The organism is Streptomyces afghaniensis (genome assembly GCF_044327915.1).
Classification (GTDB): Bacteria; Actinomycetota; Actinomycetes; order Streptomycetales; family Streptomycetaceae; genus Streptomyces; species Streptomyces afghaniensis.
The window spans coordinates 114,090-133,569 of sequence record NZ_JBIRGJ010000010.1 but is presented as its reverse complement, the minus strand read 5'-3'; the positions used below and the strand labels follow the sequence as shown (position 1 = coordinate 133,569).

Sequence of the window (19,480 nt, the reverse complement as noted above, 5' to 3'; positions counted from 1 at the left end):
CAGGCCACCGAGCCCAAGCCCCGCCGCACGCGGAAGACCACCGCAGCAGCCGAAGCCGCCGCCGACACGGCCGAAGGCACGGAAGCCAAGCCGCGCCGCCGCACCCGCAAGGCCGTCGAGACCGCCGAGACCGCCGAGACCGCCGAGACCGTCGGCGCCGGGATCCCGGCCCAGTCGGCTCAGGAGCCGGAGGCCGCCGAGGCCAGGCCGCGGCGTACCCGCAAGGCGACGGCCAAGGCTGAGGCGAGCGTCGACACGGCCGAGGCGACCGAGGCGAAGCCGCGCCGTACGCGGAAGACGGCCGCCGCCACTGCGGATGCCGAGACCGCCGAGGCCAAGCCGCGTCGCACGCGGAAGACCGCCGCAGCGGCCGAAGCCGCCGTCGACACGGCCGAAGGCACGGAGGCCAAGCCGCGCCGCCGCACCCGCAAGGTCACCGAGCCCGCCGACATCCCGGCACAGGCCGGGCAGCAGGAGCCGGAGGCCGCCAAGCCGCGTCGCACGCGGAAGTCGGCAGCGGCCGCCACGGCCGCCGCCGACGTCGCGGACGACGCGATCGAGGCCAAGCCGAAGGCCCGCCGCACCCGTAAGGCCACGGCCGCCGCGGAGCCCACGGAGGGCTGACACTCCCTCGATGGCCCGGCCCCACCGCGTGTGGGGCCGGGCCATCGGCATTCCCGCGAGCGCGGCCCGCCCAGCGTCTCCACCGGCCGCCCTCCCCCACCGGCGCATCCCGCCACCGGCCCACTACCGCCCGCCGCCCGCCGCCCGCCGCCCCACCCGCTACCCTCACCCCGTGACCAGGCAAGCCACCTTCACCCCGCCCCCGGGAGCGCGCGCATACCCCCTGCGCACCACCCGCGGAGAGTTCGCCGTCGTCGACTCGTCGCCCGAGGAGGGGGCCGGGGGCAGGGGAGTCGCCTTGATGCTGCCCGGATTCACTGGCAGCAAGGAGGACTTCAGGCTGCTCCACGAGCCGCTCGCGGAGCGCGGGTACCGGGTCGTCGCCGTGGACGGGCGGGGGCAGCACGAGTCGGACGGCCCCGTGGACGACGAATCCGCCTACGCCCAGCGGGAACTGGCCCGGGACGTGCTCGCGCAGGCAGAGGCACTCGGCGTACCCGTGCACCTCGTGGGGCACTCGCTCGGCGGGCAGATCGCGCGCGCGGCCGTGCTGCTCGACCACTCCCCCTTCCTCTCCTTCACCCTGGTCTCGTCCGGCCCGGCGGAGATCTCCGTCTCGCAGCAGCAGCGCGTGAAGGTGCTGCGGGACGCGCTCGCCGTGCTGTCGATGGAGCAGGTGTGGGCGGCCATCCAGGCCATGGGACCGCCGGAGGAGGTGGGCGGGCCCGCTCGCGGTCCCGGCGACGCGGAGCAGTTGCGCCGCCGCTGGCTGGGCAACAGCCCCGCCCAACTCCTCGCCACCGGCCACCAGTTGTGCACCGAGCCGGACCGTGTCGACGAACTAGCAGCCGTGCCACTGCCGTTCCACGTCCTGTCGGGCGCGCACGACGACACCTGGCCGGTGGCGATCCTCGACGACATGGCCGTACGGCTGAACGCACACCGCACGGTCATCCCGGGAGCCGATCACTCCCCGGGCGCCGACCAGCCCCTGCCGACCGCCCACGCCCTCGCCGACTTCTGGGACGGGACCCGCACGCCTTAGTACTGCGTCTGAAGGTGCTCCCAGAAGCCGTCCCGCAGTGCGCGCCGCAGGTCCGCCTGGCCGCGCAGCGAGTACTGCAACAGGCCCTCCGCCTCCACGAGCAGGTCCTGGTCCACCGAGCCGGGCAGGTAGGGGTGGCCGGGCAGCAGCTCGACCAGCGTGTCCCGGCCGCGGGCCGCCAGCCACTTCGCCGCGATCTGCGCGCCCACGAACCGCACGTCCTCGCGGGTGGGCCGGCCCGTGGTCGCCTCGTAGGCGGGGGCAGCGCGGCGGGAGACGTAGGGCTTGAAGAAGTCGAGGTCGAAGGTGCGCTGGCTGTCGACCTCCCACAGGAGGGGCTCCGCCTGGTTGCGGCCCTCCGGTGCCTCGATGCCCCAGAGGTGGACGCGGGCGCCGTACCCCTGGGCCGCCTCCACCGCCGACACCAGGTCCTCGTCGCCGCCGAGCAGGGCCGCGTCGCTGATGGCGCGGTGCCGGGCGAGGGACTCCAGGTCGGTGCGGATGAGTGAGTCGACGCCCTTCTGCTGGTTGTTGGAGTTCAGGTTGCCCAGCCGCACCTTGACGTCCGGCAGTTCCGCGATGCTCTGCTGCTCCGCCGTGTGGATGCGGCGGCGGGCGCCGTCGTACCAGTAGACCCGCAGCAGCCGGCTGTCCGCGAAGATCGTGCGGGCCTTGTCGATGAGCGCGTCGATCAGGCCCTCGGCATCGAGGTCGAAGGCCCGGCGGTCCTCCGTACCGGTGACGAGCCGTCCCGCGGCCGCGTACAGGTACCCGGCATCGACGAAGATCGCATGGGTCGAGGGAGTCTTCGCCACCTCGGCGAGCATGCGCTGGAGCAGCTCGTTGGTGCGGTCGATGCGGGCGCTCAGGGCCGCGAGGTCGTCGTTCATCACCTCCATTGTCCCGGCGGTCACGCTGCGAACACAACCGGTCCCGGTCGGTCCCGTAACGACAGTCTTACGGCTCAGTAATTAGCCGGTCGAAAAATTTCCTTAGCGTAGGGAATGTTTCAGCCGCCCTGTGCGGTTGACCCATACGGAACACCGGGCACCGCTGCCTCGTGGGCCGACCACCAAGTAGTTCTCCTCAGGAGGATGACCAGACGAAGGGAGAAGCCCTTGCGCTTCGAAATCATGCACCTCGACGACGTCGACGGCACGCCCGTGGACACGACCGTCGTGGACGCCGCCTCCGTCAACCGCATCGTTCAGCAGGCCGCCGCCACAGGGCAGCGCCTCTGGATCCGCCCGGCCGGGACCACGGCCTCGTAACGCGCGCCGCTCCCCCACACTTCAAAGCCCCCGCACGGCATCGGCCGTGCGGGGGCTTTGCTGTTGCGGACCTCCCTGGTGGGGGGCGTACTGGCTGAAGGGGACGGCGAGAGCGAGAACAGGACGGTGGACCGCATGTCCGTCATGGGCCGGTCGAACGAGGAACTGCACGAGCGGGCCACGGCCGAGGCCGCGCAGCGGTACGAGGACTCCGCCGCGGAGCGTGAGCGGGTCGAGGGCCGGATCGCGGCCGGTGTGCGCTTCCCGGACGATCCGGACGCGCTCGCCGTGCGCGCCGACCGGATCCTCGACCGGGGCGGTCTGTCGCCCTCGGCGGTGGTGGCGGACATCCGCGGCGAGGCCATGGATCTGCCCCAGGCCAACGAACGCATCATCGACCTGTCGAACGAGCTCCAGGCCTGGAGCTTCCTGCCGCGCGGGGTCAGGGCCGGAGCCACGGTCGCCCGGATCACCCTGCGCCGCGACGGCCGCGAGCTTCCGCACGGCACCGGCTTCCTGGTCTCGCCGCGGCTGCTCATGACCAACCACCACGTGCTGCCCGACGAGGGCTTCGCCCGCCGGTGCTTCGCGGAGTTCAACGCGCAGGTCACGGTCGACAACGTCCCCGACACCGCCGTCCGCATGGAGCTCGACCCGGGGACCTTCTTCGCGGCGGACCAGCGGCTGGACTTCGCCCTTGTGGCGGTGATGCCCACCCAGGACGGCCGCCCGCCGGGCGAGGTCTTCGGCTGGAACCGGCTCAGCGTGCAGCTCGGCAAGCTGGTGCTCGGCGAGAAGGTGAACATCATCGGTCACCCGGACGGGCGCCTCAAGGAGATCGTCCTGCGTGACAACGCGGTGCTGGTACGGCTCGACGACTTCGTCCAGTACCGGACCGACACCCGCCCCGGAAACTCGGGCTCCCCCGTCTTCAACGACCAGTGGGAGGTCGTGGCCCTGCACCACAGCGGTGTACCGAAGAAGGACGACCAGGGCCGCGTCCTGCGCAAGGACGGCAGGCCCTGGAGCCAGGGCGACGGCGACGACGCGATCGACTGGGTCGCCAACGAGGGCGTCCGCATCAGCTCGATCCTGAAGCACCTGGCCCGGCTGGACCTCGACCCCGGGCGCCGCGCGCTGCTGGCCGAGATGGGCCCGGACTCCGGCCTGGACCAGAGCGCGGCCGTCCTCGCACCCCCGCTGGACAGAAGCACGCCGGGGCTGCCCGGCGTCACGACCCCGTCGGTCCCGGACACCCTCGTGACGGCGGCCATGCCCGAGAGGGAGGCGGGGACGACCCGGACGCAGGGCCCCAAGAAGGGACGCCCGGCCCGCGGCACCGCCTTCGGCGGCCGCCGGCACCTGGTGTTCCTGCACGGCAGGGACCAGCAGAGCAAGGAGCCCGAGGTCCTGCGCCGGCAGTGGACGTCCGGCCTGAACCGCGGCCTCACGCTCGCGGCACTGCCCACGGTCGAGCCGGAGGACGTGTGGTTCCCGTTCTACGGCACGCGACTGGCCGGCCTGGTGAGCGGGCGGGAGAGCACGGCCCGGCCCGTCGGACTCGACGAGGTGAGCGCCGCCGCTGCCGCCGAGGTCTTCGCCGCCGAATCACCCACCGGCTCCTACGAGCAGCTGCTCTACGAGGCGGCCGCCCGGGCCGGCATGCCGCAGAACGGGCCGGCGGCCACGGAGGGCTTCGGGGCGGGGCTGGTCGGCGCACTGCACCGGCCGCTGAGCTGGCTCGCCGCCCGGTCCGACCTGGACGAGTGGACCATCGCCACGTTCCTGCGGGACGTCGACCTGTACCTCGGCGACAGCGCCGTGCGGCAGGCCGTGCTGGACAGTGTCCTGGAGACGATGCCCGCCACCGGCGAACTGGTGCTGGTCACGCACAGCCTGGGCACGGTCGTCGGCATGGACCTGCTGACCCGGCTCCCGGAGGGCCTCGACCCCGTACTGCTGGTCACCGCGGGCAGTCCGCTCGGGCTGGACGGCGTCAACGAGCGGCTCCTCGCCCGTGGCCCGCACCGGCCGCCGAAGGTGCGCGACTGGATCAACGTCTGGTGCCCCACCGACGCGGTGGCCGTCGGCTGCCCCCTGGAGGACGAGCGGTGGGGCAAGCTCACGCAGCTGGCCGTCCAGAACGGCCGGGACCGCGCGCACAACATCGAGGAGTACCTCGCCCACACGGGACCGGCCAAGGAGATCGGCACCGTACTCACCCGCCCCGCCTGACGCGGCGGCGCCTCAGCTCCCCTGGATCACCTGCGTGACCCCGTTGATGATCTGCTGGACGGCGATCGCGGACAGCATCATGCCCGCGAGCCGCGTCACCAGGACCACACCGCCGTCCTTGATGATCCGGATGATCACCAGCGAGTAGCGCATCACCAGCCACAGCACGACGTGGATGGCGAGGATCGCCGTCCACACGGAGACCTGCGTGGCGACGCTGTGGGCCTTCTGCACGGCGAGGATGACGGACACGATGGCCCCGGGCCCGGCCAGCAGCGGCATGCCCAGCGGGACGAGAGCGACGTTGACGTCCTTGGTCTGCTTCGGCTCGTCCGTCTTGCCGGTCAGCAGATCGAGCGCGATCAGCAGGAGCAGCAGCCCACCCGCGATCATCAGCGCGGGCACGGACACGTGCAGGTAGTTCAGGATCTGATGCCCGAGCAGCCCGAACACGGTGATCACACCACCGGCGACACAGACGGCCTGGAAGGCCATCCGCTTCTGCACCTTGCCGGGCCGTCCGGCGGTGAGCGCGAGGAAGATCGGGGTGATCCCGGGGGGATCCATGATGACGAAGAGGGTCAGGAACAGGGAGCCGAAGACGGCGAGGTCGAACATGACAGCGCTGGCCTTGCGTGGTGGGTGAGAGAACGCGGCGGACGGTACTGCCGCTGTGGGCAGGCGTTCCGCTGGGGGTCCCCCAGGCCTTCAAGGCACTGGGGAGGAACGGGTGGGCACAGCCGGCAACGCCGGGTGCCTGACGACGGAGCTACAGAACAGAGACCTCAGACCCCGCCGGCCCCCGGCACGGGAAACGCCCCGAAGGCCCGCCGCGTGATCTCCCCGTACACCTCGGGATCCGTCGTGTACTCCCCGAGCACACACGTCTTCCGGCTGCCGTGATAGTCACTGGACCCGGTCACCAGAAGTCCCAGTTCCTTGGCCAGCCCCCGCAGCCGTGCACGCGTGTCCGTGTCGTGGTCCATGTGGTCGACCTCGACGCCGTCCAGCCCGGCCGCGGCCATCTCGGCGATCGCGGCCTCCGGCACCGTACGTCCCCGCTTGCTCGCAGCGGGGTGCGCGAACACCGCGACCCCGCCCGCGCCCTTGATCAGCCGGATCGCCTCGAAGGGGTCGGTCTCGTGCTTCTCCACGAAGGCCCGGCCGCCGTCGGCCAGCCAGTCCTGGGTGAAGGCGTCGCTGACGGTCGGCACGACGCCCAGCTCGACGAGCGCGGTCGCCACATGCGGACGCCCGACGGACCCGTCACCGGCGATCCGCGCCACCTGCTCCCAGGTCACGGGCACGCCCAGCTCCTGAAGCTTGGCGATCATGCCCTGCGCCCGGGGCACCCGGTCGTCCCGGACCAGCTCGCGCTCGGCGAGCAGCGCCGGCTCCTCGGCGTCGAAGAGGTACGCCAGCATGTGCATGCTGATGCCGTCGAGCCGGCAGGAGAGCTCCGCTCCGGTGACCAGGGTGAGTCCCTCGGGCAACGCGGCGATCGCCTCGGCGTGGCCACGCGTGGTGTCGTGATCGGTCAGCGCGACGACGTCCAGCCCGGTCGCGGCGGCCTTCCGCACCAGCTCGGCCGGAGTGTCCGTACCGTCGGAAGCGGTGGAGTGGGTGTGCAGATCGATACGCACGACGCGGACTCCAGACACTGACGGGACGAGCAGGGCTGCTCCAGGATAACCAGACTTTCGACGGCCTCTGTCACACCCGAACCCGCAAAGCGCCCCCTACACCAAGGCCCCCGAGGGGCGCGGGGAACTGCGCGACAGGCCTCAGGCCCCGCGCCGTCGCCCGCACACCCGAAGCCCCACCGCCTGGGCGCTACGGCTGAAGCAATCGCGGCGACAGGGCCCCGCAAGGCACCAGCTCCACCTCCGCGCCCGCATCCCGCAGATCCGCCAGCACCAACTCGTCGTACATCAACAACCCCGACTGCTCCGGCCACACGACCGCCCACAGCCACATCCCGAGCGCCTCACCGGCAAAAACCGCACGATCATCCGGCGCACCGGACACATGCCACAGCGGAGTCGGACGCCCGGCGGCGAGAACCTTCGCCTGAGCCGGTTTCCCGACATCCATGTACGGCCCCGGATCCGGACCGTCCATGCCCGCGTACCGCGCACCTAGTCCGACGCCGAGTTCCTCCGCCACCAGGATCAGCTCACCCATCCCGCCGAGCGGCCCGGGCCCCGTGCAGGCCACGGCCGTGGCGCGGCCGCCCGTGCGGTCGTCGCCCGCGCAGGCCACGCCCGTGAACAGCCAGCCGACCGGCAGCGGCCAGGGCATCCACACCGGCACCCGGGTGCGGTGCACCACGACGTTGAGGGCGTCGACGCTGGGCGGTATCACGGGCTGCACCGGATGGACGGTGCCGTGCACATCGCACTGCCAGGAGTCGGAGAAGAGGCCGGGAGCCCTGACCCGGCCACCGCACTTCGGGCAACTGGGTTCGCCCCTCATAGGGCCCCACGGTCCTACCCCGGCCCCGTCGCGTCAAGGACGATCACCCAACCGGACGGAACCCTTCACCCCCAGACTAGGTGCCCCTTGCATTTATTAGCCTACCTAACTTAGTGTGTGTATATACCAACTACTTCCGTTCGGGAAAGGGAGCAAGCAATGGACCCCTTCGACGCCGGAGCGGGCGGCCTCCTGAAGCAGCCCAAGTCCGTGTGGGCGACCGCCGGGGCGTCGGTCGTCGCCTTCATGGGCATCGGACTCGTCGACCCGATCCTGCCGTCCATCGCCCAGGGTCTGCACGCCACGCCCAGCCAGGTCTCCCTGCTCTTCACCTCGTACTTCCTCATCACCGCCGTCGCGATGCTGGTGACGGGCTTCGTCTCCAGCCGGATCGGCGGCCGGAAGACGCTGCTGCTCGGCCTCGCGTTCGTCGTCGTGTTCGCCGGCCTCGCGGGCACCTCCGGATCCGTCGGCGAACTGGTCGACTTCCGGGCAGGCTGGGGTCTCGGCAACGCGCTGTTCGTCTCGACGGCCCTCGCGGTCATCGTCGGCGCGGCGGCCGGCGGAAGCGCGGCGGCGATCCTGCTGTACGAGTCGGCCCTCGGCCTCGGCATGGCGTGCGGGCCACTGCTGGGCGCCCTGCTCGGCGACGCCAGCTGGCGCTACCCGTTCTTCGGCACGGCGTTCCTGATGGCGATCGGCTTCCTGTGCATCACCGTGTTCTTGAAGGAGCAGCCGAAGCCGGCCCGCAAGACCTCGCTCCTGGACCCGGTCAAGGCGCTGGGCCACGGCGGCCTCGCCTCGGCGGCGGTCTCGGCGTTCTTCTACAACTACACGTTCTTCACCGTGCTGGCCTTCACCCCGTTCGTCCTGAACATGAGCCCGTACCGGTCGGGGGCGGTGTTCTTCGCCTGGGGCGTGCTGCTCGCCGTCTTCTCGGTGATCGTGGCGCCGCGGCTCCAGAAGCGGTTCGGCTCGCTGAAGGTGCTCGGCGGTTCGCTGGTACTGCTCGCGGCCGACGTGCTCGTACTCGGCTACGGCGACCACACGACCGCCGTGGTCTGCACGATCCTGTCCGGCGCCTTCATCGGCGTGAACAACACCGTCTACACCGAGCTGGCCCTCGGCGTCTCGGACGCGCCCCGGCCGGTGGCGAGCGCGGGCTACAACTTCGTGCGCTGGTTCGCGGCGGCGGCCGCTCCCTACTTCGCGCCGAAGATCGAGGAGTGGACCGACATCCACATCCCGTTCGTCGTGGCGGCGGTCACCGCTGCCGTGGGCGCACTCGTGGTCGTCGTACGGCGGAAGGCCCTTACCAACGAAGCCGAGGAGCTGGAGCCGAAGCACGCGACCGAGGACGGAGTCGCCGTCTTCGCCAACTGACGTTTTACGGCCAAGGGTTGGTGAGCTTCCTCACTCCAGCGGGACGGACTTCCGGGACGGATCCCGGAGGTCCGTCCCCTGGTTCAGCCACCTCTCCTGGAGCGCCTGGGCACCGTGCACGCGCTTCCACGCGGCCTCGTTCGGCGTCATCGGCAGCAGCGGCAGGAACCGCACGGGGTCGAGGGGCTCGTCGAGTTCCAGGTCCTCGACCAGACCGCCCGGCTCGGCGACCAGGACCGAGGTGAAGGGCGCGCCGGGCCAGAGCGGTTCGCCGACGTCGAGCGAGGCTCCCGGAGCCACGACCAGGCCCTCCACCTGCGGAGACGCGGCGAGTACGGCAAGCGGTCGGAGCACCTTGTCGGTGTCGGCCGCCCCGGCGCGCACCGACAGGACCAGCTCGGCGCGCGGACCCTTGACCGGGTCGGCGACCACCGTCGTGGGGTCCGTCATGGGGTGCGCGGACATGCCTAGCGTGGCGTAGCGGACGATCTCCCCCTCCTGGAAACGGAGCACCTCGATGCGGTCCGTGCCCAGGAAGGTGACCGCCGCGCGCCCGTCCGGTTCGCCCAGCGCGGTGCGCAACCGGGCCTCGACCAGAGGAAGAACATTTGCCATGCGGCGAGCATAGAACTCGTCAGTAGCGGGCAAACAAGGGCCTTGACACGTCGGGCGGCTGATACTCTTGCCCGGTGGTTCGGGGCAGCACGCAGAAGCGTCGCGATCAAGCCCCGACGCCGAAGGAACTCCCTTACGAGGGACCGGCCGGAGGAGGTGGGACTGCAATGGACCGAAGTCGACCGTGCAGTAGCACCACGCTCTTCCCGCCGCTGACGTAGCTGTTCTGGCTCTGGCTGGTCGCCACCTCTCGCACTCGCTTCACGCGGAAGAGCGCTTCGTTTCGCTTTGCCTGATCTGCCTCAGTAGCTGAATCAGTAACGAGACTCGCCACCGCGACGGTGCGGTGCTCCCCGCTTTGTGGACGTGCCAAACATCATCAGTCCCAACGTCCTCATTCCGGGCAGTTCCACCTGTCGGGTCCGGCGCCTTTTCGTTGCCTGTCGCGAAGGAGCCCGCCATGTCGATGATCCGCGACCTGCGCGCCGTCGTCCGCCCGTCCCGCGTGTCGCTGCGCAAGGAGGGCGGGACGTACGACGCCACCCGCAGCCCCGCGACGGCCTCCGCCGTCGTCGACTGCGCCATCTACCGGGACGGCCGCCGCATCCAGACCGAGAACCCGCTCACGCCGCACGAGGCGGTGCGCCTGGTGCGGCGCGACGGCGGCTTCGTGTGGATCGGCCTGCACGAGCCGACCGAGGCCGAATTCTCCGGTATCGCCAGTGAGTTCGGGCTGCACCCGCTGGCGGTCGAGGACGCCGTCCAGGCCCACCAGCGGCCCAAGCTGGAGCGCTACGACGACTCCCTCTTCACGGTCTTCAAGACCATCCACTACGTGGAGCACGACCAGCTCGACGCCAACAGCGAGGTCGTCGAGTCCGGCGAGGTCATGTGCTTCACCGGACGGGACTTCTTCATCACCGTCCGGCACGGCGGGCAGGGCTCCCTGCGGGCCCTGCGGCACCGTCTCGAGGACGACCCCGAGCTGCTGTCCAAGGGCCCCTCGGCCGTGCTGCACGCCATCGCGGACCACGTCGTCGACGGCTACATCGCGGTCGCCGACGCCGTGCAGGACGACATCGACGAGGTCGAGACCGAGGTGTTCTCCCCGGGGCGCAAGGGCTCGCCGCGCGGCTCGGACGCCGGCCGGATCTACCAACTCAAGCGCGAGGTGCTGGAGTTCAAGCGGGCCGTGTCGCCGCTGCTGCGGCCCATGCAGCTGCTGAGCGAGCGGCCGATGCGGCTGATCGACCCGGACATCCAGAAGTACTTCCGGGACGTCGCCGACCACCTGGCCCGGGTCCAGGAGCAGGTCCTCGGCTTCGACGAGCTGCTCAACTCCATCCTCCAGGCCAACCTCGCGCAGGCGTCCGTGGCGCAGAACGAGGACATGCGCAAGATCACCTCATGGGCCGCGATCATCGCCGTGCCCACGATGGTGTGCGGGGTGTACGGCATGAACTTCGACCACATGCCGGAGCTGCACTGGCGGTACGGCTACCCGGTGATCATGGGCATCACCGTGGTCATCTGCCTGGGCATCCACCGCACGCTGAAGCGGAACGGGTGGCTGTGAACGGCGTGGATAGGCTGGGGGCCATGACAAGCGAGCTGCTCGGCCAGGCCCTCGTCGAGGAGGCCACGAAGAAGTCCGGCCTCGTCTGGGTCCAGGGCCCCGACGGCCCGGCGCGTGCCCTGTGGCACGTGTGGCACGAGGGTGCCGCGTGCCTGGTCGGCGACGGTCCCGGCGAGCAGCCGCTGCCGGGCCTGGCCGACGGGGCCGAGGCCCGGGTGACGGTCCGCAGCAAGGACAAGGGGGGTCGGCTGGTCTCCTGGACGGCCCGGGTCACACAGCTCGCCCCGGGCTCCGAGGCGTGGGACGCGGCCGTAGCCGAGCTCAAGGGCAAGCGGCTGAACGCGCCCGACGGCGAGGCCATGACCGCCCGCTGGGCCCGCGAGTGCCGGGTGCTGCGCCTGGAGCCGACCGGGGCGACGGCGCCGCTGCCCGACGACTCCCTGTCCGAGCCGCCGCTGCCGACACCGGCGATCACCCGCCGGCCGATTCCGGCGGGTCTGCCCCGCCTGCTGCTGAAGAAGCGCAAACGCTCCTGACCGCCTACGACGCCGGCAGCTGCCTGCCGTAGTCGACCGTCTCGTTCTTCTCCGGCTCCCTCAGGGAGAAGTCCTGCCCCCAGGCGGAGAACGTGAGGGTACCCGCCCCACCGGCCCGCTCCAGGCGCAGCGGATACGGCTTGCCCTCCAGGGACACCTCCAGGGTGCCGCCGGAGCCCTTGTCGCCCGAGATGCGGATGGTGCGGATGCCCGCCTGCTCGTCGTGGCCGTCCGTCGCGAGCTTGCCGTGCAGGGTCAGCAGACCGTCGAGGAGGACACCCTTGTCCGTGAAACCGCTGAACTTCTTGTACGAAGGGTCGCCCTGCGGCACCTTCACGAACTTGCCGCCGAGCTTGGAGGCCGCTGCGGCGTCCGCCTTGCCGCCCTCGCCCTGGCCCGCGCCATGACTCCAGAACTCCGCGTCGGCCTTGACGAAGAGCTGCTCGCCGATGCGCAGCAGCCGGAAGGTCGCACCCTTGGTGGTGACCGAGCCCTCGCCGCCGTCGGTCTTCAGCCGCATGTCGAGCGCGTAGGTGCGCCCGCCGCTGACGACGCTGCCGTGCAGCCGGACCGCCCCGGCGGACTCGGCGGCCGTACGGGTCTTGGCCTGGATCTTCTCGGCGGGCAGTCTGCCGACCCCGTTGGTGCCCTCGTTCGGATCCTCCTCCGCGCAGCCCGTGAGCACCGTTCCGGTCACGGCCAGTACGCAGATCGCGCTCGCGAGCGCGGCGCTGTGGTTGCGGCCCTGGCGAATCGGAGTCACAGGTGGGGCTGCCTCTCTGACGGGAGACCTGAACGGCGTACCGCAGGGTACCGGGGACGTGCGGGCAGGTCGGAGCCAGTCCGTCCGGAACGCCCGCCGACGCGTCCCCGATCAGGACGGGCTAGCCTGAAGCCCACCCGAGCAGGCAATTCGGAAAAGACAGGCACACGGACAGGCACACAGTCAGGCACCACGGAACACCCAGCACGAAAAGGAGCCGCGGCCATGGCAGCGGGCGCCCCCCGGATCTTCGTATCGCACCTCTCCGGTGTCGCAGTCTTCGACCCCGCCGGCGACCAGGTGGGGCGGGTCCGCGATCTGGTCGTGATGCTGCGGGTGGGGCAGCGCCCACCGAGGCTGCTCGGCCTCGTCGTCGAACTCGCCACCCGCCGCCGCATCTTCCTGCCTATGACCCGGGTCACCGCCATCCAGTCCGGGCAGGTCATCACCACCGGCGTGCTCAACGTCCGGCGCTTCGAGCAGCGGCCCACCGAGCGGCTGGTCTTCGGGGAGCTGCTGGACCGGCGCGTCGTCCTCACCGAGACCGGCGAGGAGGTCACCGTCCTCGATCTGTCGGTGCATCAGCTCCCGGCCCGCCGGGAGTGGGAGATCGACCGGGTCTTCGTCCGCAAGGGCAGGAAGGGCAGTGCCTTCCGGCGCGCCAAGGGCGAGGCGCTGACCGTCGAGTGGACCGCCGTCACCGGCTTCTCCCTGGAGGAGCAGGGGCAGGGCGCGGAGAGTCTGCTCGCCACCTTCGAGCAGCTGCGCCCCGCCGACCTGGCCAACGTCCTGCACCACCTCTCCCCCAAGCGCCGGGCCGAGGTCGCCGCCGCCCTCGACGACGACCGGCTGGCCGACGTGCTGGAGGAGCTCCCGGAGGACGACCAGATCGAGATCCTCGGCAAGCTGAAGGAGGAGCGCGCCGCCGACGTCCTGGAGGCCATGGACCCGGACGACGCGGCCGACCTGCTGGGCGAGCTGCCCACGAACGATCAGGAGCGGCTGCTGAGCCTGATGCAGCCCGGCGACGCGGCCGACATGCGGCGCCTGATGTCGTACGAGGACCGCACGGCGGGCGGTCTGATGACGACCGAGCCGATCGTGCTGCGCCCGGACGCCACCGTCGCCGACGCCCTCGCCCGCGTCCGCAACCCCGACCTCTCCCCCGCCCTGGCCGCCCAGGTCTACGTCTGCCGGCCGCCGGACGAGACGCCGACCGGCAAGTACCTCGGCACGGTCCACTTCCAGCGCCTGCTGCGGGAGCCACCACCCTCCCTGGTCAGCTCGATCGTGGACAGCGACCTGCAACCGCTCGACCCGGACGCGGACCTGCCCGCCATCGCCGGGTTCTTCGCCACGTACGACATGGTCGCGGCGCCCGTGGTCGACGAGGCCGGCTCGCTGCTGGGCGCCGTGACCGTGGACGACGTACTCGACCACATGCTCCCGGAGGACTGGCGGGAGACGGAGTTCCACCTGGCCGAGGAGGAGGTGGCGACCGATGGTTCCTGAGCGCGAGACCCTGCGCGAGCGCACGCCGTCCGGCTCCACGGCCGCGGGCCGGCCGCGCACCGCCCGCCTCGACCAGCCGGGCGTGCCCAAGCGCCGGATCCTGCCCGAGTACGACCCGGAGGCCTTCGGGCGGCTGTCGGAGCGCATCGCGCGCTTCCTCGGCACCGGACGGTTCCTGGTCTGGATGACGGCCGTCATCATCCTGTGGGTGGCCTGGAACAGCCTCGCCCCGCGCGACCTGCGCTTCGACGAGTACCCGTTCATCTTCCTGACCCTGATGCTGTCGCTCCAGGCCTCCTACGCCGCGCCGCTGATCCTGCTCGCGCAGAACCGGCAGGACGACCGCGACCGGGTCAATCTGGAGCAGGACCGCAAGCAGAACGAACGGTCGATCGCGGACACCGAGTACCTGACCCGCGAGATCGCCGCCCTGCGCATCGGCCTCGGCGAGGTCGCCACCCGCGACTGGCTCCGCTCGGAACTCCAGGACGTGGTCAAGGAACTGGAGGAGCGGCACAACGGCCACCGTCACGACCCGGTCGTATTCCCGGCGGAACGGTCACGGGGACGTGACGCAGACGACCGGTGAGACGCTTTCCTACGCACCGGTACAGCGCCGTACCATCGTCCTTATGGCTACGGAAGACGCGGTGCGCGAGGCACTGGCGACGGTGAACGACCCCGAGATCCACAAGCCCATCACCGAACTCGGGATGGTCAAATCCGTGGAGATCGGCGCGGACGGGGCGGTCGCGGTCACCGTGTACCTGACGGTCTCGGGCTGCCCGATGCGGGACACGATCACGCAGCGCGTGACCGAGGCGGTGTCCGGGGTCGAGGGCGTCACCCGCGTCGACGTCACGCTCGACGTGATGAGCGACGAGCAGCGCCGCGAGCTGGCGTCCGCCCTGCGCGGCGGCCAGACCGAGCGCGAGGTGCCCTTCGCCAAGCCGGGCAGCCTGACGCGTGTCTACGCGGTCGCCTCCGGCAAGGGCGGCGTGGGCAAGTCCTCGGTGACGGTGAACCTGGCGGCGGCGATGGCCGCCGACGGCCTCAAGGTCGGTGTCGTCGACGCCGACATCTACGGCCACAGCGTGCCGCGCATGCTGGGCGCCGACGGCCGTCCGACCCAGGTCGAGAACATGATCATGCCGCCGTCGGCGAACGGCGTGAAGGTCATCTCCATCGGCATGTTCACCCCGGGCAACGCCCCGGTCGTCTGGCGCGGCCCGATGCTCCACCGCGCCCTCCAGCAGTTCCTGGCGGACGTGTACTGGGGCGACCTGGACGTCCTTCTGCTGGACCTGCCGCCCGGCACCGGCGACATCGCGATCTCCGTCGCCCAGCTCGTCCCGAACGCCGAGATCCTGGTCGTCACGACCCCGCAGCAGGCCGCCGCCGAGGTCGCCGAGCGTGCCGGCTCCATCGCCGTCCAGACCCACCAGAAGATCGTCGGCGTGGTCGAGAACATGTCCGGCCTGCCCTGCCCGCACTGCGGCGAGATGGTCGACGTCTTCGGCACGGGCGGCGGCCAGGTCGTCGCCGACGGCCTGACCCGCACGACCGGCACCAGCGTCCCGGTCCTCGGCAACATCCCCATCGACGTCCGCCTGCGCGAGGGCGGCGACGACGGCAGGCCGGTGGTCCTGACGGACCCGGACTCCCCGGCAGGCTCGGCCCTGCGGGCGATCGCCGGAAAGCTGGGAGGACGGCAGCGGGGCCTGTCGGGCCTGTCCCTCGGGATCACTCCGAGGAACAAGTTCTGATCGAAACGCCCTCGGAGGCAGCGCCCTCAGGGGCGCGGGGAACTGCGCGATCAACCACCGACGACCCGCAGCCGCCCACCCACGAGAACCCCTACGGCGAAGGGGCGCCGAAACCAACCGGCGCCCCAGACCTCACGCGTACGCGGCGATGTCCTTGACCGCGGCGAAGCCGAGCCCGTACGCACTCATGCCCCTGCCGTACGCCCCGACATGAACCCCGGCCCCGGTGGAACCGGCGAGCACCCACCCGAACTCGGACTCCCGGTAGTGGAACACCGTCGGCACCCCGTCCACCGACAGCGACAACGTCGACCAGTCGGCCCCTTCCAGGTCATCCGCCAGCGCCCACGCCGTCTCGGTCTGCTGCTCCAGCCAGTCGTCCCGCAGGGAGTGGTCCATCTGCCCGGGCCACGTGAAGGACAGCAGTCCCACACCCGCGAGCCACGCCGCCGAGGACACCGACGTCGCCTCCAGCAGCCCCGTGCCGTCCGCACTGCGCCGTGAGGGACTCGCCGCCACGGTCACCACGACCGCGAACTTCTCCTTGGCTTCCTGATCACCCCCGGCGGCATGCTCGTTGCGCACCGTGGGCTCGTCACCGTGCCCGATCGACCCGTGTTCCACGGCTCCGTCGGCCGTCGTGCCGACCTGCATCAGCCAGCGCGGTCCCGTGAACGCCTCGTCGAGGCCGTACCACGGGAAGGGCGCGCGCAGGTAGCCGTCGACCGTGCGCCAGGCGGAGGGGGCGTGTTGTCCGCCCTCCGCGGCCGGCGCCTGTGCGACTGCCCGACTCGTCGTCTCCATATGCCCGGACGCCTCCTCGCTCTCGTCGGGCCGGAACGGCCCGCCCCCCTTCGGGCGGCGCTGCTGGTCCAGTACGGCCCGCCCATCAACTCGGCAGCATAGCCACACCGCTGCGAGCTGCAGGGAAACCGCCCGGCGCATGGGCCGCACGGGCGCCTGGTTCAGGCCGTACACAGCCCGACCGGAGTATGAAACGCGTCACGCGCGCCGGGGGCGTACGCCCCGGTGTGTCGCCTCAGGTGGCGTCCGCATCGAAGGGCGGCCGGTCGTCCTGGTCAGGGATCTCGGGCTTCTTCGTCATGTCGATACGGCCGCCGGACGAGCCGGAGGCCGACGAGGAGGACGAGTCGGAGTCCCGGCCGTGGACGGCGTCGGTGACCTCGGCCATCTCCTTCTTCAGGTCGAAGCCGTTGCGGATCTCCTTGAGCCCCAGGTCCTCGTTGTCCAGCTGCTTGCGGATGAACGTCTTGGGGTTGAGGTCCTCGAACTCGAAGTCCTTGAACTCCGGGCCCAGTTCCTCCCGGATGTCGTTCTTGGCGCTCTCCGAGAACTCACGGATCTTCCGGATCGTGCGCGTCACGTCCTGGATGACCTTGGGGAGCTTGTCCGGACCGAAGACGAGCACGGCAAGGACGATGAGCGTCATCAGCTCGAGTGGTCCTATGTCATTGAACACCTGAAGCTCCTTGCGATGTCCTCGGTCCTCGGCCCTCGGTGGTCATGCGGGTCTTGCCGTGGTCCGGGCCGGATCCACGGTACCCGGCGATCCTGTCCGACCGGTACCGTCCCGAGACCTCCGAGTGCGGCCGGTGGGAGCGCTTTCCCGAATGTTTGCCTGATTCGTTCCTGTAAGTGCCGGACATCACGACTCAGCTGCCGCCGGAGGACCCGAGGACGAGGGACACCGTCCGCTCCTTGCCGGCGCGCTCCAGGGTCAGCTCCAGCCGGTCCCCGGGACGGCGGGCCCGGGTCTTGACGATCAGTTCCTCGCCGGAGTGGACGCGCTGCCCGTCGACCTCGGTGATGACGTCGCCCGCCTTGATCCCGGCCTTGGCGCCCGGACCGCCCTCGGTCACCGGCGGTCCGCCCTCACTGCCCTCGGTGGCGACGCGGGCGCCGTCGCCCGTGTAGTCCATGTCGAGGGTGATGCCGATCACCGGGTGGGTCGCCTTCCCGGTGTTGATCAGTTCCTCGGCGACGCGCTTGCCCTGGTTGATGGGTATGGCGAAGCCGAGGCCTATCGAGCCGGCCTGGCCGCCGTCCAGCTCGGAGCCGCTGCCCGCCGACCGGATGGCCGAGTTGATGCCGATGACCCGGGCCTCGGCGTCGAGCAGGGGCCCGCCGGAGTTGCCCGGGTTGATGGGGGCATCGGTCTGGAGCGCGTCGACGTACGACACGTCGCTGCCGTCGCCCTTCTCGCCGCCCGCCGTGATGGGCCGCTGCTTGGCGCTGATGATGCCGGAGGTGACGGTGCCGGCCAGGTCGAAGGGGGCGCCGATGGCCACGACCGGGTCGCCGACCTGCACGTTGTCCGAGTTGCCGAGCGGCAGCGGGGTGAGTCCGCGCACGCCCTTCACCTTCACGACGGCGAGGTCGTAGCCGCCGTCCCGGCCGACGAGCTCGGCTTCGGCGGTCTCCCCGCCGTTGAAGGTCACCGTGATCTCGCCGGCGGATCCGGCGGCCCGCACGACGTGGTTGTTGGTGAGGATGTGCCCTCGGGTGTCGAGCACGAAGCCGGTGCCCGTGCCCTGTTCGCCGGAGCCGCTCACATGCAGCGTGACCACGCTGGGCAGGGCGCGCCCGGCGATCCCCGCCACGCTGTCCGCGTCCCGCCCGGCGGGCTCCTTCCCGGCCTGCGGCAACTCGACGGTCCCGATGCCGCCGTTCCGCTCCAGATACGTCCCTATGCCGCCGCCGACACCTCCGGACACGAGCGCGAGCAGCACGGCACCGCCGACCAGCGCCTTCCTGCCCCGTCGGCGCCGCTGCTCCGTGCTGAGCACTCCGGCCCCGTTCTGCTGGAGAGGGCCGTGGCCGCCGGGGGCCACGGGGGCTGCCCAGGGGTCGTAGCGCTGCCAGGGGTCGGGGGCGGGGGCGCCGGGGGGCGGCAGGGGCGCGGCCGGCCCGGGGATGCCGGGAGGCGCCGCCGGTGTCCCCTGCGGCGGCGGAACGGGCGCGCCGGGCATGACCGGCCGGTCAGCCGTCACCACGCCGTGCGCCGGAGTCGCCGTCGGATGCTGCACCGGCGGCGCGGGCGCCCAGGGGCCCGGTTCGCCATAGGGCGGCGTGCTGTAGGGGTCGGGATCGTGCAGGGGCTTGGGAGCGCCGTCGACCGACACGGCGGAGGGCGCGTCCCCGGCCTCCACGGCGCTCCGGGTCTCCGCGGTGGTCCTGGGAGGCCCGCCCGGGGCCGGCGCGGCGGAGGACGCGTCTCCGGCCTCCACAGCGCTCACGGCCTCCACGGCGCTCCCGGTCTCCGCCGGGTTCCCCGCAGACCCGCCCTGGGCCGGCACAGTGGGCGTGGCGGGAACGCCGTCCGCGGCACCACCGGCGGGCTCGCCGTCGGCCGACACCTGCTCTGGGCGCCTCAGCTCGTAGTCGCCACCGTCCTCGTCCTGCCGCACGGCAGGACGCGCCAGCTCGAAGTCACCGTCGGTGCGGACCGAGTCCGCCGGCGCCTGCCCCGTGCTCTCCGGCTCCCCCGAAAGGCCCTGCGGCCGAGGACGGCTCCACCACTTGGCCTTCGTGGGCTTCCCCTCGTTCATGCTCTCCCCACAGCCGCGGCACGGCTCGACGGCGGTAGCCGCAGTTCGTCGAATCGGCGCCACGGCCACGCCTCGGCCGCGGGCGCCACCCCCGGATTCAATCAGGTTCG

Annotated in this window: 18 protein-coding genes and 1 pseudogene; 10 read left to right on the top strand and 9 right to left on the bottom strand. The window is 71.3% G+C overall.

Annotated elements, in window-relative coordinates:
* A pseudogene (locus tag ACH4G3_RS34940) lies at nucleotides 1-624 on the top strand (DEAD/DEAH box helicase); the annotation flags it as partial.
* A gap of 172 nt (nucleotides 625-796) precedes the next feature.
* Entirely contained in the window at nucleotides 797-1,669 is an 873-nt protein-coding gene (locus ACH4G3_RS34935) for an alpha/beta fold hydrolase (protein WP_397628250.1), read from the top strand.
* Here ACH4G3_RS34935 and ACH4G3_RS34930 read toward each other — a convergent pair.
* Complete coding sequence (locus ACH4G3_RS34930; RefSeq protein WP_397628249.1) at nucleotides 1,666-2,559, bottom strand: NYN domain-containing protein; 894 nt, start codon at nucleotides 2,557-2,559, stop codon at nucleotides 1,666-1,668. The two genes, ACH4G3_RS34935 and ACH4G3_RS34930, sit on opposite strands and share 4 nt — an antisense overlap.
* 204 nt (nucleotides 2,560-2,763) lie before the next feature.
* On the opposite strand from ACH4G3_RS34930, the gene ACH4G3_RS34925 reads away from it, so the two are divergent.
* The gene (locus tag ACH4G3_RS34925) at nucleotides 2,764-2,940 is read left to right on the top strand and encodes a hypothetical protein (protein ID WP_167337993.1); all 177 of its coding nucleotides are present in this window, start codon (nucleotides 2,764-2,766) and stop codon (nucleotides 2,938-2,940) included.
* Nucleotides 2,941-3,075: 135 nt separating this feature from the next.
* The gene (locus ACH4G3_RS34920) at nucleotides 3,076-5,175 is read left to right on the top strand and encodes a trypsin-like serine peptidase (protein WP_397628248.1); all 2,100 of its coding nucleotides are present in this window, start codon (nucleotides 3,076-3,078) and stop codon (nucleotides 5,173-5,175) included.
* Between the two features lie 12 nt (nucleotides 5,176-5,187).
* On the opposite strand, the gene ACH4G3_RS34915 is transcribed toward ACH4G3_RS34920, so the two are convergent.
* The 3 genes from ACH4G3_RS34915 to ACH4G3_RS34905 form a co-directional block, all read right to left on the bottom strand.
* Complete coding sequence (locus tag ACH4G3_RS34915; protein WP_086562955.1) at nucleotides 5,188-5,793, bottom strand: MarC family protein; 606 nt, start codon at nucleotides 5,791-5,793, stop codon at nucleotides 5,188-5,190.
* A gap of 167 nt (nucleotides 5,794-5,960) precedes the next feature.
* Nucleotides 5,961-6,818 (bottom strand): PHP domain-containing protein, encoded by an 858-nt coding sequence (locus tag ACH4G3_RS34910; RefSeq protein WP_397628247.1) that lies wholly within the window; start codon nucleotides 6,816-6,818, stop codon nucleotides 5,961-5,963.
* Between the two features lie 190 nt (nucleotides 6,819-7,008).
* A complete protein-coding gene (locus ACH4G3_RS34905; protein WP_397617417.1) occupies nucleotides 7,009-7,650 on the bottom strand; it encodes a DUF6758 family protein in 642 nt (213 codons plus the stop codon).
* A gap of 159 nt (nucleotides 7,651-7,809) precedes the next feature.
* Here ACH4G3_RS34905 and ACH4G3_RS34900 point away from each other — a divergent pair, with 159 nt between their 5' ends.
* Nucleotides 7,810-9,033: an MFS transporter gene (locus ACH4G3_RS34900; protein WP_397628246.1), complete on the top strand. Its 1,224-nt coding sequence runs from the start codon at nucleotides 7,810-7,812 to the stop codon at nucleotides 9,031-9,033.
* A 30-nt stretch (nucleotides 9,034-9,063) separates the two neighbouring features.
* On the opposite strand, the gene ACH4G3_RS34895 is transcribed toward ACH4G3_RS34900, so the two are convergent.
* Complete coding sequence (locus tag ACH4G3_RS34895; RefSeq protein WP_397628245.1) at nucleotides 9,064-9,648, bottom strand: suppressor of fused domain protein; 585 nt, start codon at nucleotides 9,646-9,648, stop codon at nucleotides 9,064-9,066.
* A gap of 460 nt (nucleotides 9,649-10,108) precedes the next feature.
* On the opposite strand from ACH4G3_RS34895, the gene ACH4G3_RS34890 reads away from it, so the two are divergent.
* Nucleotides 10,109-11,224, top strand: coding sequence for a magnesium and cobalt transport protein CorA (locus tag ACH4G3_RS34890; protein ID WP_397628244.1), 1,116 nt, complete (start codon nucleotides 10,109-10,111; stop codon nucleotides 11,222-11,224).
* Between the two features lie 23 nt (nucleotides 11,225-11,247).
* Nucleotides 11,248-11,760 carry a hypothetical protein gene (locus ACH4G3_RS34885; protein ID WP_397628243.1) on the top strand — a complete coding sequence of 171 codons (513 nt, stop codon included), beginning with the start codon at nucleotides 11,248-11,250 and terminating at the stop codon, nucleotides 11,758-11,760.
* 4 nt (nucleotides 11,761-11,764) lie between these two features.
* On the opposite strand, the gene ACH4G3_RS34880 is transcribed toward ACH4G3_RS34885, so the two are convergent.
* A complete protein-coding gene (locus ACH4G3_RS34880) occupies nucleotides 11,765-12,523 on the bottom strand; it encodes a hypothetical protein (protein ID WP_397617414.1) in 759 nt (252 codons plus the stop codon).
* Between the two features lie 225 nt (nucleotides 12,524-12,748).
* On the opposite strand from ACH4G3_RS34880, the gene ACH4G3_RS34875 reads away from it, so the two are divergent.
* From ACH4G3_RS34875 to ACH4G3_RS34865, 3 genes are read left to right on the top strand one after another with little or no spacing between them, the layout of a single operon-like run.
* Nucleotides 12,749-14,035, top strand: coding sequence for a magnesium transporter MgtE N-terminal domain-containing protein (locus ACH4G3_RS34875; protein ID WP_397628242.1), 1,287 nt, complete (start codon nucleotides 12,749-12,751; stop codon nucleotides 14,033-14,035).
* Complete coding sequence (locus ACH4G3_RS34870; RefSeq protein ID WP_397628241.1) at nucleotides 14,025-14,624, top strand: DUF1003 domain-containing protein; 600 nt, start codon at nucleotides 14,025-14,027, stop codon at nucleotides 14,622-14,624. The genes ACH4G3_RS34875 and ACH4G3_RS34870 overlap by 11 nt, the downstream gene beginning before the upstream one ends.
* Before the next feature lie 43 nt (nucleotides 14,625-14,667).
* On the top strand, nucleotides 14,668-15,801 hold the full coding sequence (locus ACH4G3_RS34865; protein WP_354741165.1) for an Mrp/NBP35 family ATP-binding protein: 1,134 nt from the start codon (nucleotides 14,668-14,670) through the stop codon (nucleotides 15,799-15,801).
* 132 nt (nucleotides 15,802-15,933) lie between these two features.
* Here ACH4G3_RS34865 and ACH4G3_RS34860 read toward each other — a convergent pair whose 3' ends face one another.
* From ACH4G3_RS34860 to ACH4G3_RS34850, 3 genes are all read right to left on the bottom strand, one after another.
* The gene (locus ACH4G3_RS34860) at nucleotides 15,934-16,605 is read right to left on the bottom strand and encodes a hypothetical protein (protein WP_397628240.1); all 672 of its coding nucleotides are present in this window, start codon (nucleotides 16,603-16,605) and stop codon (nucleotides 15,934-15,936) included.
* 235 nt (nucleotides 16,606-16,840) lie between these two features.
* Nucleotides 16,841-17,281, bottom strand: coding sequence for a sec-independent translocase (locus tag ACH4G3_RS34855; protein ID WP_397628239.1), 441 nt, complete (start codon nucleotides 17,279-17,281; stop codon nucleotides 16,841-16,843).
* 193 nt (nucleotides 17,282-17,474) lie between these two features.
* Nucleotides 17,475-19,370 carry a S1C family serine protease gene (locus ACH4G3_RS34850; RefSeq protein WP_397628238.1) on the bottom strand — a complete coding sequence of 632 codons (1,896 nt, stop codon included), beginning with the start codon at nucleotides 19,368-19,370 and terminating at the stop codon, nucleotides 17,475-17,477.
* Between the last annotated feature and the right edge of the window lie 110 nt (nucleotides 19,371-19,480).

What these genes read in the sequence shown, in the direction of transcription:
- ACH4G3_RS34905 (WP_397617417.1), bottom strand. Translation starts at nt 7,650, where the DNA reads ATGAGGGGCGAACCCAGTTGCCCGAAGTGCGGTGGCCGGGTCAGGGCT.
- ACH4G3_RS34920 (WP_397628248.1), top strand. Translation starts at nt 3,076, where the DNA reads ATGTCCGTCATGGGCCGGTCGAACGAGGAACTGCACGAGCGGGCCACG.
- ACH4G3_RS34900 (WP_397628246.1), top strand. Translation starts at nt 7,810, where the DNA reads ATGGACCCCTTCGACGCCGGAGCGGGCGGCCTCCTGAAGCAGCCCAAG.
- ACH4G3_RS34930 (WP_397628249.1), bottom strand. Translation starts at nt 2,559, where the DNA reads ATGAACGACGACCTCGCGGCCCTGAGCGCCCGCATCGACCGCACCAAC.
- ACH4G3_RS34925 (WP_167337993.1), top strand. Translation starts at nt 2,764, where the DNA reads ATGACCAGACGAAGGGAGAAGCCCTTGCGCTTCGAAATCATGCACCTC.
- ACH4G3_RS34875 (WP_397628242.1), top strand. Translation starts at nt 12,749, where the DNA reads ATGGCAGCGGGCGCCCCCCGGATCTTCGTATCGCACCTCTCCGGTGTC.
- ACH4G3_RS34890 (WP_397628244.1), top strand. Translation starts at nt 10,109, where the DNA reads ATGTCGATGATCCGCGACCTGCGCGCCGTCGTCCGCCCGTCCCGCGTG.
- ACH4G3_RS34860 (WP_397628240.1), bottom strand. Translation starts at nt 16,605, where the DNA reads ATGGAGACGACGAGTCGGGCAGTCGCACAGGCGCCGGCCGCGGAGGGC.
- ACH4G3_RS34850 (WP_397628238.1), bottom strand. Translation starts at nt 19,370, where the DNA reads ATGAACGAGGGGAAGCCCACGAAGGCCAAGTGGTGGAGCCGTCCTCGG.
- ACH4G3_RS34895 (WP_397628245.1), bottom strand. Translation starts at nt 9,648, where the DNA reads ATGGCAAATGTTCTTCCTCTGGTCGAGGCCCGGTTGCGCACCGCGCTG.
- ACH4G3_RS34885 (WP_397628243.1), top strand. Translation starts at nt 11,248, where the DNA reads ATGACAAGCGAGCTGCTCGGCCAGGCCCTCGTCGAGGAGGCCACGAAG.
- ACH4G3_RS34865 (WP_354741165.1), top strand. Translation starts at nt 14,668, where the DNA reads ATGGCTACGGAAGACGCGGTGCGCGAGGCACTGGCGACGGTGAACGAC.
- ACH4G3_RS34870 (WP_397628241.1), top strand. Translation starts at nt 14,025, where the DNA reads ATGGTTCCTGAGCGCGAGACCCTGCGCGAGCGCACGCCGTCCGGCTCC.
- ACH4G3_RS34915 (WP_086562955.1), bottom strand. Translation starts at nt 5,793, where the DNA reads ATGTTCGACCTCGCCGTCTTCGGCTCCCTGTTCCTGACCCTCTTCGTC.